Raw genomic sequence first — 15,450 nt, 5'->3', positions numbered from 1 at the left:
TCACTCCCTCCTACTCGATTATATTTTTCCCCATATATAACTCATTTACATATTCTCCGTCAATTAACAGAGAGTTAGAACGGGTACCTTCAATGGTATATCCCATTTTTTTGTAAAGGGTAATGGCTCTTTCGTTTTTCTCGACAACTGTTAGTTCTAAGCGTGTAATACCAACTTCTTGTGCCCAAACGTCTGCTTTATTCATTAAAGATGTCCCAACGCCATGCCCATAAAACGCTTTTCGTACACCAATTACAAGTGAAGCACGATGATTAGTGCGAGAAGATGGACCGGAAATTAATGCCACAAAACCAGCGAATTCCCCGTTAAGGATGCCAACAAACATTCCTGAATTCTTTGATTTCTTCCATTCCCCAATACGCTTGCGAATTAATTGTACGCTCATTTTCCGTTCATCTTTGCCAAAAATCATAAAATCGGATTCTGCATCGATATCTTGATGCAGGTTAATAATGGCGCGAGCGTCGTCTAAATCAACAGGGCGAATAATTAATATGTTTTTTGGTTTAGCAGAAGATAGACCGATTTCAATTGCTTCGCTCACTTTAATAAAAGTCACAGAGCGACCTAATTCAATATCCTTTACTGTGTAATCAGAATTAACCCAAGCTAAAAAGTGGGTAGCAGGTGGTTTTGTCTTCTTCCACCAACTGTTATTTAAGTAAGCTGCATTTGGTAATTGTTGACCAACAATATTTTCGATAACTGTATAAGTAAGAGTGAGTTCGTTTTGTGATGCTTCTGAAAAGAAAGAAGCAAGCGGTATATACTTTTTCTCCATTTTCTTTACCATAAATAACCTCTTTTCTATATCAAAAGATACGTATTCTAATTAGTATAATATTATCACTTTCATCTATAATACGCACTACTTTAAACTCATTTTATCACTAAAAAAGAAATTAATGGGTAATATTTGGTATAATATTTTAACTATTATGAAAATAAGGATGATCTAACACCCTATAATTGGGGGAACATAGAGACTAAAGATATAAGGGGAGGTGGATTTTTGTGATACGGAAATTACAAGAAACTGATCGTCAACAAACCATGCAATTCGTATCTCAAAAACCTGCAGAAAATGTCTTTATTATTGGAGATATTGAAGGCTATGGATTTCATTCAACAATCCAAACTTTGTGGGGAGATTTCAACGACCAAGGAGATTTAAGAGCCGTTTTGTTAAAATACGATGAGAACTTCATCATCTATGCACCAGAAGATTTTGATGCAAAAGGATTAGCAAATATTATCAATACAGATTCATCATTCAGTTATCTGTCTGGTATTGAAGAGATGGTTAATAAATTAACTCCTTACATAACAGCACAACCGAAAAAACCACGCGTACTATATTACGCTATATGTGAAACCGCAGAATTTCTCCCTAATATTCCAAAAGGAATCACTATAGAAAAGGGTCGAGCTGAAGATGCGGAAGCAATTATCGAACAGATGAAAGCTATCCCTGAATTTGCTGAAGGTAATTATAGTGTCGAACATAAGCAAATGTCATTAGAAAAAGCGCTTGCACGAGTGTACTTTATGAAAGAACAAGGCACCATCATTAGTTCTGCGTCAAGTACAGCTGAAAATAGTCAATCTGCGATGATTGTCGGTGTTGGAACCTTGCCTGAGCATCAGAAAAGAGGACTTGCAACTTACTGTATGTCGAAGCTTTGTCGTGAGTTATTAGCTGAGAATAAAATGTTGTGTCTGTTTTATGACAACCCCTCTGCAGGTGCTATCTATAAGAGAATTGGCTTCGTCGACATTGGGAAATGGAGCATGTGGACATATTAATCTAGCCAAATCTGTTGATACCACAACGTGTAAGGTGGTTTAATAGAGAAAAGAGAATGCTAGAGGAGTTTGAGCAAATTGCTTCACTATAAAACCTATATCGCTTCACCATCTGCCCCTTGGGTATCATTTGTTCATGGAGCGGGTGGTAGTTCTTCTATTTGGTACAAGCAAATACGAGAGTTTAGAAAATCACATAATGTCTTACTAATCGACCTACGAGGGCACGGTAAATCATCCCGTGGACTTTGGAAAAAAGGCGATTCCTTTATCCATATTGCAGATGAAGTCAAAACTGTTTTGAATGAATTAAATATAAAACGCACACATGTCATTGGTATGTCGCTTGGAACAATCGTTGCCCAAACGATGGCAGAACGTTTTCCTGAACGAGTCTCTTCCCTTATTTTAGGTGGGGCTATCATTCGTCTAGATATTCGCACAAAATTGTTGTTATGGACAGGACGCGTTACGAAGAGGTTCATTCCATATATGCTGTTATATAAATTATTTGCTTGGATTATTATGCCGAAAAAACGTCATGAAGAATCACGTTCATTTTTTGTCAACCAAGCGAAAAAGATGTGTCAAAAAGAGTTTATTAAATGGTTTTCATTAACTAAGTTAATTAATCCTTACTTAACTAGACTGCAAATTAAAACAAATGCCATTCCAACCCTATTCTTGATGGGAGTGGAGGATTACTTGTTTATGCCACCTGTAGAAGAAGTGGTGAAGCGTAACTCGGAATTTAACCTTATTAAAATTAAAGATTCAGGTCATGTGTGTAACATTGATCAACCTGATAAATTTAATGAACTGTCAATCGATTTTATCGCAACTATTCAAAATGAAAAAGCTATCACCGCAATTGGGTGATAGCTTTTCTTGCGATTTAATCAGTGTCTATTCTTTCGTTTAACAAACTAGGTTTCAGGCTAGTGAAAGACGTCCATACGTCGTAGGATTGCCTAAACGAAAGACGCCGATTGAAGAGACAGAGTCACTTCAATCGGCGTCTTTTATGGTGCAGCAGGTTTTCAATCTAAATCGATCCAGAAACCTAAGATCCTGTATTAAGCGTGAACTAATTCAAGCGCTACAGCTGGACCGAAGAATTCGTAATGTACATGACCTTCTTCAAAACCTAAATCGTAAAGACTTTGAACGATTGCTTTCATAAATGGTACAGGTCCACATACATAAATATCACTATTTGAGAGAACTTTGTCTGCTAAAATTTCTTTTGTAAGCATTTGATTTTCATCTGAATATAACGTTAAGTAAGTTAAGTCTTCCATTGTCGACATTAACTCGCGAACATCGTTATCAAATGGGTGCAAAGCTTTATTTCTTGAACCGTGTAAGAAAGTTACAGGACGAGTAGGAGATGTTTTAGCAATTGTATCTAACATACTCATCATTGGTGTAATTCCTACACCACCACTGATTAATGCTACTGGACGTGTGCTTTCTAAATCTATATAGAAATCACCAGCAGGAGAACTTACTTCAATTATATCTCCAATTTGGCCGTCTTGGTGTAAGTATACAGAGGCTTTTCCATTAGGACTCATTTCAGTTTCTTTCTTCACTGATATACGGTACGTTTCTTGATTAGGCGCTTGTGACAAACTATATTGACGGTTTAACAAGTAAGTTTCACCAGGAATGGTTAGGCGGACCGTAATGTATTGACCTGGAATAAATGTTGGAACTGCTGATTTATCTTCAGGTTGTAAATAGAATGAAGTGATGATGTCACTTTCAATAACTTTGTCAACAATTTTAAAGTTTTTAAATTCGCTAAAGCCATTCTCTTGCTCAGCAGCTTCTTTGTACATTTCAATTTCCATTTGAATAAAGACATCTGCAATAATTCCGTATGCATCCGCCCAAGCCTGAATTATTTCTTCCGTTGCTGCGTCTCCTAATACTTCTTTAATTGCTAGAAGTAAATATTTACCCACAATTGGATAGTGTTCAGCTTTTATACCTAAAGAACGGTGCTTTTGTGCAATTTGTTTTACTGCAGGAATTAATACACCTAAATTATCAATGTGTAAGGCAGCTGCGTAAACCGTATTAGCAAGAGCGGTTTGTTGACGTCCTTGTTTCTGATTTGCGTGATTAAAGTAATTAAGTAATTCTGGATGAGCGATAAATAAATTTTTGTAAAAAACGGTTGTAATATCTACCCCTCTATCAGCTAAAATTGGAGCTGTTGATTTAACAATGTCGATTGCTTTTTGAGATAACATGTTTGTTTCCTCCCTTATATCTTTTATTAACATAACCATACGCTTGAATTCATTTTAAAGCAATATATAAAATACTTCTTTAATATTTCGAACACTTTTCTTTCACGAAATAGACATAATCGTTATACTGATGAAGGAGAAAGTACGGTGAAGTCATGCGATTAACAATGTACACAGATTTTTCACTTCGCGTCTTAATGTACGTGGGGGCAAAAGATAAATCAGAACTATCGACTATACAAGAAATTTCAACGGCGTACGGTATATCGAAAAATCATTTAATGAAAGTCACATATGAATTAGGTAAACATGGTTATATCGAAACAGTTCGTGGTAGAGGAGGCGGAATCCGTCTTGCTTTATTACCTGAAAATATCATTATTGGGGAAGTCGTGCGTAAAACAGAAGATGATTTTAATCTAGTTGAATGTTTTAACTGCACAACAAACCAATGTGTAATTACACCTGTGTGTAAATTAAAAAACGTATTACATCAAGCACTCGTTGCTTATTTTGCTGTTCTTGATCAGTACACATTGCATGATTTATTAGGTAACAAGGATCAACTGGGAGCCATTTTGTTTAAGAAATAGATATGATAAAATAGGCAGTATGAAGTATTTAATATTGGGGGATACACATGGGAAAAGTATATGTACTAGGACACAGAAATCCAGATACAGATTCGATTACATCTGCAATTGTTTATGCACACTTAAAACGCGAGTTAGGTATGGACGCAGAAGCAGTAAGTTTAGGAATAGTACAAAATGAAACAGCGTTTGCTTTAGAAAAATTCGGTTTCGATGCACCACGATTAATTGAAACGGCATCACCTGATGTAAAAAACGTCATTTTAGTTGATCACAATGAAAAGCAACAAAGTGTGAAAGATATTGACAAAGTACAGGTGATTGAAGTCATTGATCATCACCGTATTGCGAACTTTGAAACAGCTGACCCACTTTACTTCCGTGCGGAACCAGTCGGATGTACAGCAACCATTTTAAACAAGCTATTTAAAGAAAATGGTGTGGACATCCCATCAAACATTGCAGGATTGATGTTGTCTGCCATCATTTCAGATACATTGTTATTTAAGTCACCTACTTGTACTGCACAAGATATTTCTGCAGCAAAAGAACTTGAAGGCATAGCAGGAGTGGACGCACAAGCGTATGGTTTAGCAATGTTAAAAGCGGGTGCGGACTTAAGTGATAAAACGCTTGAAGATTTGTTATCACTTGATGCAAAAGAATTTGGTATGGGTGGATTTAAAGTTGAAATTGCTCAAATAAACGCAGTTGAAGTTTCGGACATAATGGATCGTCAAACCGAATTAGAAGAGTTGATTTACCGAAAAATTGCTGAAAAAGGTCTCGATTTGTTCTTCTTCGTTGTTACGGACATATTAAATAATGACTCTGTTGCATTAGCTTTAGGCAATCAAGCGAAAAAAGCAGAACAAGCATTTGCTGTTCCCTTTGTAAACAATGTTGGGCTATTAAAAGGCGTTGTGTCGCGTAAAAAACAAGTAGTACCAGTATTAACTGAAGCATTGAGTGAATAAGAAAAATATATTAACCGATTCCTTTATGAGGAGTCGGTTTTTTACTGTAAAAAAAAATTTACTTCTATAACATAAGCAGAAAAATTGCGGCTATGTGTTGAACACTTTAAAATAATGATGAGGTGAACAAAATGAAAATTGAAGTATGGTCAGACTATGTATGTCCATTTTGTTATATTGGAAAGCGTCGCTTAGAAGAAGCGATTGAATTAACTGGATTAGCTCAAAATATTGATGTTCAATTTAAAGCATATCAACTAGATCCAAGTACACCAACCATTTCAGAACAATCAACATATGAAAGACTGGCTGAAAAATATAAAACAACCGTTGAAGCTGCTAAACAAATGACAACTTCGGTTAATCAACAAGCACAGACTGTAGGACTAAAATTTGATTTTGATAATGCTAAAGCCGCAAATACGTTTGATGCACATAGGTTAGCTAAATGGGCGGAAGCGCAAGGGAAACCAGCTGAAGCAAGTGAACGTTTATTAAAAGCATATTTTATCGAAGCACAAGAAATTGGTCGACACGAAGTCTTGCTGAATTTAATCGAAGAAATTGGCTTGGATCGTACACAAGCTGCTGAGGTTTTATCTTCTAATGCATTTGAAAAAGAAGTAAAACAAGAAATCGAAGAAGGTATGTCACTTGGCGTGCAAGGAGTTCCTTTCTTTGTTATTAACCGTAAGTATGCAATTTCTGGTGCACAACCTGCAGAAGCATTTGCAGAAGCGTTAAGAAAAGTGGCAGAAGAAGAAGGAATTTCTTCAAAACTACAAACACTAGGACAAGATAATGTGGGAATTTGTAAAGACGATAATTGTGAAATATAAAAATAAGAGAGCATAGTCTTTGACTTCAAAGCTGCTCTCTTTTATTATTAGTATATATCTCGAATTGAAGATATATAAAGTTAGGATAAAAGGGAGTTTCTTTAAATGAATATATTAGTTGTAAAAGCAAATAACCGTCCTTCTTCAGAAGGCGTTTCTAGTAAAATGCACGAAGTATTTATGAATGAATTACCACAAACAAGTGACCTAAACATCAACACATTTGATGTTTTCAAAGAAGATATGCCATATTTCGGTCAAGATTTCTTCAATGCTATGACAAAATCAGCTCAAGCTGAGCAATTAACAGATATCGAACAACGTATTTTAACTGCTTCAAATAAAGCAATGGACGCATTTATGGATGCTGATATCGTGGTTTTCGCATTCCCATTGTGGAACAAAACCATCCCAGCGCCACTACAAACGTTTATTGACTACGTTTACCGTGCAGGCGTAACGTTTAGTTATAGTGAAAATGGTCCAGTTGGATTAGTACCAGATAAAAAAGTCATCATCTTGAACGCTCGTGGCGGAGTTTACTCAACACCAGAAATGGCTCCAGCTGAAATGAGTGTTAATTATGTCCGCATGATAATGAATTTCTTCGGGATTACAAACATTGAAGAAGTGATTATTGAAGGGCACAATCAATATCCAGACCGCGCAGAACAAATTATTGCTGACGGAATGCAAGAAGTTAAAACAGTTGCAAATCGTTTAACGGCAGTAATGGTATAAAAGAAAAAAGGATTGGACATCGACATTGAGCCGTCAGTTTTGAATCACTTTCCTTAAATTATAACCCTAAATAGACACCCAATTAGCTATACAATTGGATGTCTATTTTTCTTGATATATCAAGGTTTAAGTTAATTTAACCTTTAATTTCATCTCTCTTATTAAAGCTACACATTAATACGATTCTTGAATATGCTAGGTAAGAATGTAAACTAATACTCGAACTTGGAAAGAGGTATATTATGATTCAACTATCGGGGATGCCCTTTCAACAAGGTGACCTGTGGTCGACTAGTAGTATTGAACGTATGATTATTCAACGGATGATTGTAGATACAGTCGTTTACAGGTATCAATTCATAGATGAATTATCTTTTGAGCTCAAGTTACGAAAAAATATTATAGTAAGTGCAAGAGCTATGAATCAAAGTAATGTACGGTTTGAAATTTTTTCGAATTCCCGTTGTAATCCTCAATACTGGCATTTGACGAGTACCGGTGGATTTTTGCTGCGGCATGGAGTAAAACCATCAGACGCGATTCAGGATATCTACATGAACAGTTCACAATATGCGTTTGAATGTGCAACTGCAAAGGTCATTATCTTTTACCATGCGGTCCTAAACGTTTTTGGCGAATCCTTATTTAATCAATTCTTTCAAAACATCTATTTATACAGATGGCATGCTGATCCTGACCTTGGAAAAAATGTAACTTACACAACCCATTTTCTGCCTGGAGATGTCGCCTATTTTAAAAATCCGGACTTCAATCCACAAACCCCTTATTGGAGAGGAGAAAATGCTGTCGTTCTAGAAGATGGAACGTATTTTGGGCATGGATTAGGAATAAAGATAGCTGAACAAATGATTCATGAGCTGAATCAAGCGAGAATACCAGGGACAAATCAATCAGCATATCTGACAAATATAGTTGCAAGACCATCTTTTAACTATTTGGCGAAACTTTCGATATCGCAACTTGGTTATTCGGTTCATAAATATCAACATATCATCCATCATAACGAAAGTTCGGTTCCGATTGATCGATATGTGTTCTAATTGTAATCGCGTCGTCCCCGACCCATACCGTGATTGTCTTTTGCAGCTCCGAACTTTCTTAAAGGACCGTGCGTTCCTGGTATTTTAAGGAGTAGGTTCTAGTATGATATCGCTGATTTGCGCTCCAGGCGGACGCTTTCCACTACAATCCATGAAGTGAGTAGAGTAACCAACAAGAAAATCTATCAATTGCTTATTGCTAAGACACGAATGATTCTAAGTTAAGCTAGAGATAGAACCAACCTATAATCGTAGTTGCCATCTATATTAGTTGATTGAAGCGGTGGGTGCATGAGCTGAAGGCCCCGCAGGAAAGATGCTGGCCAAAAGTCAGTATCTTTGCGACGAGTAAACTGAAGCCATACCCGCGAAAAGCGTCCACTGTAGCGGAAATAAACGGGTTTCTATGGTTCGCCTTCTTAAATGACCGGGTGCATTTGCCGGTTTTTCTTAGAGTTATTCAGCAAGTTTTCTTCGTTCAAAACCTTGGTAACGTGTACCTTGGAATGTTAGAGTACCTAAATCTTCTTCAGCAAGCATACCGTACTCTTTCCCGTTCATTTTTAACTCCATACGATCACCACTGTCCAATTGGAACGTCACATAATAGCTAGTTCTAGCGGATGAATCTCCTGCACCTCCAGATGTCCTAGAACGTTTGGTAACAACTTCTGCAGGAACAGTAAGAATAGCCGACTGATTGTTAGAACTCCATTCACCTAGCCCTTTAATGAGCATAAACACGAACACACCAATAATAATGATGGGTACGATGACCACCATGGTGTTAAATAAATCAAATCCTGTAGACACCGAATCCATTGGCATAATATTCACTCCTTTTAAAATAATAGTATAATAATATACGTATTATTGGTAAAATAGTTTCAATCTTTACAAAAAAAGGGTGACAATGATGATGCGCTATCCAAAAGGTCTTCAAACAGGTGAAACAATCGGAGTAACAGCACCTTCTTCAGGTGTGGATAGTGAATTACACGATTTAATACACCATAGTAAAAAACAATTTGAAAACCGTGGGTACAATATTGAAATTGGAAAAACGGTGTGGACACAGCATAAAGCCGCTTCAACTACAAAAGAAAAGCGTGCTGCCGAATTAAATGCTATGCTTCAAAATCATGATATCCACACTATAATTCCTCCATGGGGAGGGGAAATCTTGCAAGAGATCCTCCCACTTATTGAATGGGGGAAGGCTCAAGCTAAATGGATTCTTGGGTATTCGGATACTAGTACCTTGTTGTTTGCATTCACGCTAAAAACGGGCATTGCAACTGCACATGGTACGAACTTAATTGAATTGCGAAGTGACGAATGGGATCCAACTACAAGTAAATTTTTAGAAGTACTTTCTTCTGAAGAAGGCGCAACGATTAAACAAGTATCGTCTTCTCATTATCAATCTAAGTGGAACCACGATAAAAAACCTGATCCGTATATCTATAAATTAGATACAAAAACGAACTGGGAAACGGTTAGTAATTCACCTGTAGAAATGAACGGTCGCCTACTAGGAGGATGTTTAGACACCATTCATCACTTAATTGGGACGCCATACGGGGATGTAAAAGAATTTCAAAAAACGTATATAAATAATGAACCGATCTTGTGGTATTTCGAGAACTGTGAGATGTCAGCAACAGATTTCCATCGCACATTAATGCAAATGCAGCAATCTGGTTGGTTTGATAATGCATCTGGAGTTCTATTTGGACGTACAGCTGCCGGTCAAGAAGTCGGTGGCTTTACAACTCTCGATGCCTTAGAAAGATTAGCGGAAACAACTAATTTACCAATCATCTACAATGCAGATATTGGACACGTTCCGCCTCAGATGACTTTCATTAATGGAGCCTATGCTGAGATTAAAGCTGATAATGGAAAAGGTGAAATGACGATGAATTTAAAGAAATAAACAAAAAGCTGTTCCTCTCAATATTTTGAGAAGAACAGCTTTTTAAAATGATGTAAAAATTTTTGCTTTTCAAAGAAATTTATTATGTTTTCTGGTTCTATCTACAAATATAGTCATACTTTTCTTAAGAGAGTCCTTGGCCTAAAGCAAACTCTTTGTATAACTTATGAGAATCAAACAGCTCACTATGTGTGCCAGATCCCGTAATGTGACCACCTTCAAGTACAAGGATTTGATCTGCATGTAGAACAGTTGCCAAGCGGTGGGCAATTACTAAAGTAGTTCTACCTTTCATTAGCAATTGCAAGGCTTCTTGAACTAATATCTCCGAACCACTATCTAAATTTGACGTTGCTTCATCAAGTAGTAAAATCTGAGGGTTGTATAATAATGCACGCGCAATCGCAATTCGCTGACGTTGTCCACCTGATAGTTTCATGCCACGTTCCCCAACTAATGTCTCAAAACCTTGAGGAAGTTTTTCGATAAACTCCCAAGCGTTAGCTGCGATGGCTGCTTCTTTAATTATTTCGAGTGGTGGACTTTGTTTAAAACCGTACGCCAAGTTGTCTAAGATAGAACCACTCATTAAAGGACTTTCTTGCGAAACATAGCCAATTCGTCCACGCCAGTCCCCTAAAGGTAGATCACTAATAGCTGTGTGTCCGACGAAAATAGCTCCACTATTTGGCTCGTAAAAGCGTTCTAATAAAGAGAAAATCGTAGTTTTCCCACCTCCACTAGGACCTACAAAGGCTGTAACTGTTCCAGGAACAGCTTCAAAGGATACATCTGTTAAAATCTTTTTGTCCTCAGAGTAAGAAAAATAAACTTGTTCAAATCGAAGAGATTCTTTATTAATTACTGGAGATCCAGTAATGGTCTCATGGTCTAGTTCCAACATATTTTGAATTCGTTCCGTTGCACCGACTGCTTTTTGATATGCAGTGAAGAATGAAGCCATTTGAGCAAATGGCACAACAATTTGAAATAAGTAAAAGATAATGGCGACGAGGGAACCTGGAGATAATTGTCCATTTGAAACTTGCATGCCACCATACCCTAAAATCACGACAAGAATTCCCATCATAATTAACGTCATAATAGGTGAAATAATGGATTGAATACGAGCTTCTTTCAAACCAAATTGAAACAACTTCCCAATGGCTTGATCGCCTTTAAGACTTTCGGTTTCTTCTGCACGGTAAGCTTTAACTAACCGAATATCTGATAAAACCCGACCTAGTAATCCAGAGAATTTAGCCATTTCTTCTTGAGTTCCTTTTGCTACTTTATGCATTTTACGACCTAGAGGAATAATAATAGCCATTGCAAGAGGTACGCTCACTAGCAAAATTAATGTCATTTTCCAATCAATAAAGAATAATATTATGACGGAGCCAATAACTGAAATAATGCCGGATACAAATGTTACTAAATGACCTGTTATAAGCTGTTTTAATATCGAAGTATCTTGTGTAATCCGACTCATTGTTTCCCCGGTTTCGAGTGAATCGAAATATGGAATGGGTAGGCGTAATACTTTGCGCCATAATTTCATCCGTAAATCTGAAACAATAGTTTCCCCAATGTATGACAATAAATAGTAAGAAACACCACCTGCGATGGCTTGGAGAATAAAGACGACGAATAAAAGGGTGATTATTCGCCAATCGAATATGGCAGTTGTCAAAGAGTCGACTAAGTCTTTTGTAACGAGTGGAATAATCAAGCCTGTAATTGTTTCAGCTAAAGCTAATAAAACCGCGAATACAGTTATACCAAATGGCCATTTTAATGAACGTATCAGCTGGAAAAATTGTTTTGAAGAAGAAGGTTTTTTAGTCAAGCTATTTCTCGTCCTTTCGTACCTATAGGGATGAATAGTTTTACATCTTTAATATTAATATATCATACAAGTATTGACTATTTTCAGGCATTCCTTGACAATAAAATAAGGGAAAGTAATAAAAAAGTTGGTATATATATACAATTAATTTATTTGTAATAAATTTTAAAAAATGGGTGTGACAACATGTCAAAAAGACAACTAAAAACCTACATATTGCTTTCTATCGTATTAATGACAGTCGTTGCTATAACCATTATTAATTACCAATACTCAAAAAAATATGTGATAGAAACTGTTGAAAAAGAAACGAAGGAACTTCTAAATAGTTTTACAGATGAAACAAACAAATTCTCAAATGAGCGAGTCAATGAACTTAAATTAATTGCAGATTACCTATTATTACTTGATGGTGAAGATGAAGAAGTAATTAAATTTCTTAATAAACAGAGTGAAAATATGCCGTTTTTCACTTCTCTGGGTTTTATTAATCCTCAAGGTAAATTATTGGCTGGAGATGGATCGGCTTTTCCAGTCAATCAACCTGAATCCTTCGCAAGAGCATTGAAAGGTGAAATCGTTTTTAGTGATTTGTTTCCACTTTATCAAGACTCCAATCAGATTGTTACAGCTATACGTGTGCCTGTAGGACAAGATGAAGAAATTATTGGTGTAATATCAGGTGTGGTAAATATGGGGAATATTTTAGGTGCCATAGCTAAGAAATCTAGTTTGCCAGGAACGTTGTATTTATTTAAAGAAGATCAGTTAGTATTCTCAACAACTGATGAAACTTTAGAAGAAAAAGTACCCAATGCCAAACAATTAGTAAATGAAATGCAAGTGAAAGAAAATGGGTCAAAATTGGTCAATCACAAGACAGGTCATTATGTAATGTATCAACGAGCAGGGGAAGACTGGACGGTGCTTGTTGATTCCTTTAGTAATGATTTAGAAAGCCATATTTCATCTATTTTTTGGCGAAACACTCTTATTGTTGTACTGACATTCTTAATTTTATGTGGTGCTTCACTTTATATCAGAAGAAATGATGTTAGAGAAGACAATATGCTTAAAAGAGATTTGTTAACTAATCTTCCTAATCGAGTATTGTTTGAAGAAAAATTAACAAAAGACTTAGACCCTACAAGTTTCAAGAATTTCTCGTTACTGTTCATTAATTTAGATCGTTTTAAAGATATAAATGAACGTATTGGTTATCAATTAGGCGACCGGGTATTATTTGAGATTAGCAATAAAATTCAAGCGTATGCTAACCGCAATGAATTGTACCGCGTTGGTGGAGATGAGTTTGTAATCATCGTTCCATCAAATTCTGAAGAGGAACTAGAATCATTAACAGCTCGTTTAATTAAATTAATGGAGGAACCCGTAGAACTCTCTTCATATGAGAGTATTTGGATAACACTAAGTCTTGGGATTCGAAAATCAGTACTTGGCGATTGGCCAGATTTAATGATGCAAGATGCTACATTCGCTGTTCAAGAAGCAAAAAAACAAGGTGGGAATCGGGCCGTATTCTTTTCACAAGAATTGGCGAATCAAAACGAACGTGCCAGACTTATCGCAAATAACTTGGTACAAGCGCTTTATAATAATGAATATTATATGGTGTATCAACCTGTATATGATTTGTCTAATCAGAAAATCACAAGCTATGAGGCTTTAATCAGGTGGGAATCTCCATTAATTGGTTCAATTTCTCCTATAGAATTTATTCCGCTTCTGGAAGATAGCGACTTAATTGTTCCAATTGGAAGATGGATTTTACGACAAGTGGCATTGCAAGTGAAACTTTGGGAACTTGAAGGATATAATGATTTTCAAGTTGCTATTAATATCTCAGTTAAACAAATGATGCATCGTGAATTTTTGAATGATGTTAAAGCAATTATTCAAGAAGCAAAAATTTCACCTCGCCGATTAATATTTGAAATTACGGAAACTGTCGCTGTACAAAATAGTGAGTTGGCAACTCAAATTCTAAGTGAATTAAACCATTTGGGCGTAAAAACGGCTCTTGATGATTTTGGAACTGGTTATTCATCTCTTTCTATTTTGAAATTATTACCTATTCAACAAGTTAAAGTGGATCGTATATTCATTGTGGAAATGGAACAAGAAGATAATAAATCACTTGTCATTTTACAAGGAATTATAGACATTGCAAAAAACCTTGGGATGTCTACCGTAATGGAAGGTGTAGAAACAACCGAACAACTCGATTTACTAAAAAATATGGGTGCTCAAAAAATACAAGGATATTTAATTAGTTGGCCTATCGTTGCGGAGCTTGCGATTGAACTTCAAAAGAAAACCTGGAAGTATTAAAAAAGGAACTTCTCTTTTATGAGAGAAGTTCCTTTTTGACTAGATAAGAAAGTAAAAATTTTTAAGCAATACCTTCGTACGTGGAGTTTATATGTCTAGCTGCAAGCGCCAGCTCACATCTAAGCTTCAGACCCTCATACGGAAACAAGTTTCCGAATCGATTCTTCCAGCGCTGGTGATGAGCTAGAGTGGCGCTTTCCGCTTTTCTTATATTCTGCTATTAAGCCGGGTTAGCTTCTAGTTCAATAGTGATCTTAATGTCTTTACCTACTAAAACGCCGCCAGTTTCAAGTGCTTGGTTCCAAGTTAAACCAAATTCTTCACGGTTAATTTTAGTTTCAGCGCTGAAACCAACTACTTCTTGGCCCCATGGGTTTGTACCTTTTCCTTCATATTCAGCATTGAATACAATTGGATTAGTAACGGCTTTAATTGTTAAATCTCCTGCAATTTCATATTCATCATCTTTTTTTGTAATGTTTTTTGCAATAAATTTAATTTCTGGGTATGTTTCAACATCAAAGAAATCAGCTGAACGAAGGTGATTGTCACGGTCTACGCTTCCGGTAGTAATACTTGCCACTTGAATGTTAAATGCAATTTCGGCATTAGATAAATCTGTTTCTGTAGCTGCTACCTCTGCAGTAAAATCGCTGAAACTTCCACGTACTTTAGATACCATCATATGTTTTACTGAAAAACCAATACTTGAGTGGGATGCATCTACGTTCCATTTTTTCATAATTAATTCCTCCAAATTGTTTTTTAATTTCTATCTTTACTATATGCAGTAAATGTCTCGGTGTCAAGATGTTTTAATTAAAGAATCTTGAATTAAAGGTATTATATTTGTAGGTTGATTATACACACATGTCAAAGGTTCTTTATCCAAATGACGTTGGTGAAGAATTTTAATCGGCTATAATTGATTTATTTATTTGTCGCGGGACTGTCAAGAAAGTCTTTTCTTACGATTAGTTAAGTATCACGTTGCTTTCCGTTCCAGATGGA

Annotated in this window: 14 protein-coding genes; 9 read left to right on the top strand and 5 right to left on the bottom strand. The window is 36.2% G+C overall.

Annotated features, from left to right (window positions below):
* Positions 1-10 precede the first annotated feature (10 nt).
* Positions 11-814, bottom strand: a complete 804-nt coding sequence (locus tag C406_RS0110965; RefSeq protein ID WP_017380670.1) for a GNAT family N-acetyltransferase — start codon at positions 812-814, stop codon at positions 11-13.
* Between the two features lie 221 nt (positions 815-1,035).
* Here C406_RS0110965 and C406_RS0110960 point away from each other — a divergent pair, with 221 nt between their 5' ends.
* Positions 1,036-1,827 carry a GNAT family N-acetyltransferase gene (locus C406_RS0110960; RefSeq protein ID WP_017380669.1) on the top strand — a complete coding sequence of 264 codons (792 nt, stop codon included), beginning with the start codon at positions 1,036-1,038 and terminating at the stop codon, positions 1,825-1,827.
* Positions 1,828-1,905: 78 nt separating this feature from the next.
* Positions 1,906-2,706 (top strand): alpha/beta fold hydrolase, encoded by an 801-nt coding sequence (locus C406_RS0110955; RefSeq protein ID WP_017380668.1) that lies wholly within the window; start codon positions 1,906-1,908, stop codon positions 2,704-2,706.
* A 197-nt stretch (positions 2,707-2,903) separates the two neighbouring features.
* Here the strand turns inward: C406_RS0110955 and hmpA are convergent, their stop codons facing one another.
* Positions 2,904-4,088: an NO-inducible flavohemoprotein gene (hmpA, locus tag C406_RS0110950; protein ID WP_017380667.1), complete on the bottom strand. Its 1,185-nt coding sequence runs from the start codon at positions 4,086-4,088 to the stop codon at positions 2,904-2,906.
* Positions 4,089-4,243: 155 nt separating this feature from the next.
* Between hmpA and C406_RS0110945 the strand changes: the two genes are divergently transcribed.
* The 5 genes from C406_RS0110945 (at position 4,244) to C406_RS0110925 (ending at position 8,299) form a co-directional block, all read left to right on the top strand.
* On the top strand, positions 4,244-4,681 hold the full coding sequence (locus C406_RS0110945; RefSeq protein ID WP_017380666.1) for an Rrf2 family transcriptional regulator: 438 nt from the start codon (positions 4,244-4,246) through the stop codon (positions 4,679-4,681).
* Positions 4,682-4,728: 47 nt separating this feature from the next.
* Entirely contained in the window at positions 4,729-5,658 is a 930-nt protein-coding gene (locus tag C406_RS0110940) for a manganese-dependent inorganic pyrophosphatase (protein ID WP_017380665.1), read from the top strand.
* Between the two features lie 131 nt (positions 5,659-5,789).
* Positions 5,790-6,497 carry a DsbA family oxidoreductase gene (locus tag C406_RS0110935; RefSeq protein WP_017380664.1) on the top strand — a complete coding sequence of 236 codons (708 nt, stop codon included), beginning with the start codon at positions 5,790-5,792 and terminating at the stop codon, positions 6,495-6,497.
* A gap of 105 nt (positions 6,498-6,602) precedes the next feature.
* Positions 6,603-7,238, top strand: coding sequence for an FMN-dependent NADH-azoreductase (locus C406_RS0110930; protein ID WP_017380663.1), 636 nt, complete (start codon positions 6,603-6,605; stop codon positions 7,236-7,238).
* 242 nt (positions 7,239-7,480) lie between these two features.
* The gene (locus C406_RS0110925) at positions 7,481-8,299 is read left to right on the top strand and encodes a protein-glutamine gamma-glutamyltransferase (protein ID WP_017380662.1); all 819 of its coding nucleotides are present in this window, start codon (positions 7,481-7,483) and stop codon (positions 8,297-8,299) included.
* 456 nt (positions 8,300-8,755) lie between these two features.
* On the opposite strand, the gene C406_RS0110920 is transcribed toward C406_RS0110925, so the two are convergent.
* Positions 8,756-9,127, bottom strand: coding sequence for a DUF2500 domain-containing protein (locus C406_RS0110920; RefSeq protein WP_017380661.1), 372 nt, complete (start codon positions 9,125-9,127; stop codon positions 8,756-8,758).
* Between the two features lie 88 nt (positions 9,128-9,215).
* On the opposite strand from C406_RS0110920, the gene C406_RS0110915 reads away from it, so the two are divergent.
* Positions 9,216-10,238: a S66 family peptidase gene (locus C406_RS0110915; RefSeq protein ID WP_017380660.1), complete on the top strand. Its 1,023-nt coding sequence runs from the start codon at positions 9,216-9,218 to the stop codon at positions 10,236-10,238.
* 124 nt (positions 10,239-10,362) lie between these two features.
* On the opposite strand, the gene C406_RS0110910 is transcribed toward C406_RS0110915, so the two are convergent.
* Positions 10,363-12,087 (bottom strand): ABC transporter ATP-binding protein, encoded by a 1,725-nt coding sequence (locus tag C406_RS0110910; RefSeq protein WP_017380659.1) that lies wholly within the window; start codon positions 12,085-12,087, stop codon positions 10,363-10,365.
* 186 nt (positions 12,088-12,273) lie between these two features.
* Between C406_RS0110910 and C406_RS0110905 the strand changes: the two genes are divergently transcribed.
* Complete coding sequence (locus C406_RS0110905; protein WP_017380658.1) at positions 12,274-14,439, top strand: bifunctional diguanylate cyclase/phosphodiesterase; 2,166 nt, start codon at positions 12,274-12,276, stop codon at positions 14,437-14,439.
* Between the two features lie 220 nt (positions 14,440-14,659).
* Here C406_RS0110905 and C406_RS0110900 read toward each other — a convergent pair whose 3' ends face one another.
* A complete protein-coding gene (locus C406_RS0110900; protein ID WP_017380657.1) occupies positions 14,660-15,181 on the bottom strand; it encodes a YceI family protein in 522 nt (173 codons plus the stop codon).
* Positions 15,182-15,450: the final 269 nt, after the last annotated feature.

The sequence above is a fragment of the Paenisporosarcina sp. TG-14 genome, from assembly GCF_000297555.1.
Lineage (GTDB): Bacteria > Bacillota > Bacilli > Bacillales_A > Planococcaceae > Paenisporosarcina > Paenisporosarcina antarctica.
The sequence above is the reverse complement of the archived record's forward strand: the minus strand, read 5'-3'. Positions and strand labels throughout refer to the sequence as shown.

What these genes read in the sequence shown, in the direction of transcription:
- C406_RS0110905 (WP_017380658.1), top strand. Translation starts at nt 12,274, where the DNA reads ATGTCAAAAAGACAACTAAAAACCTACATATTGCTTTCTATCGTATTA.
- hmpA (WP_017380667.1), bottom strand. Translation starts at nt 4,088, where the DNA reads ATGTTATCTCAAAAAGCAATCGACATTGTTAAATCAACAGCTCCAATT.
- C406_RS0110965 (WP_017380670.1), bottom strand. Translation starts at nt 814, where the DNA reads ATGGTAAAGAAAATGGAGAAAAAGTATATACCGCTTGCTTCTTTCTTT.
- C406_RS0110925 (WP_017380662.1), top strand. Translation starts at nt 7,481, where the DNA reads ATGATTCAACTATCGGGGATGCCCTTTCAACAAGGTGACCTGTGGTCG.
- C406_RS0110920 (WP_017380661.1), bottom strand. Translation starts at nt 9,127, where the DNA reads ATGCCAATGGATTCGGTGTCTACAGGATTTGATTTATTTAACACCATG.
- C406_RS0110935 (WP_017380664.1), top strand. Translation starts at nt 5,790, where the DNA reads ATGAAAATTGAAGTATGGTCAGACTATGTATGTCCATTTTGTTATATT.
- C406_RS0110940 (WP_017380665.1), top strand. Translation starts at nt 4,729, where the DNA reads ATGGGAAAAGTATATGTACTAGGACACAGAAATCCAGATACAGATTCG.
- C406_RS0110915 (WP_017380660.1), top strand. Translation starts at nt 9,216, where the DNA reads ATGATGCGCTATCCAAAAGGTCTTCAAACAGGTGAAACAATCGGAGTA.
- C406_RS0110930 (WP_017380663.1), top strand. Translation starts at nt 6,603, where the DNA reads ATGAATATATTAGTTGTAAAAGCAAATAACCGTCCTTCTTCAGAAGGC.
- C406_RS0110945 (WP_017380666.1), top strand. Translation starts at nt 4,244, where the DNA reads ATGCGATTAACAATGTACACAGATTTTTCACTTCGCGTCTTAATGTAC.
- C406_RS0110900 (WP_017380657.1), bottom strand. Translation starts at nt 15,181, where the DNA reads ATGAAAAAATGGAACGTAGATGCATCCCACTCAAGTATTGGTTTTTCA.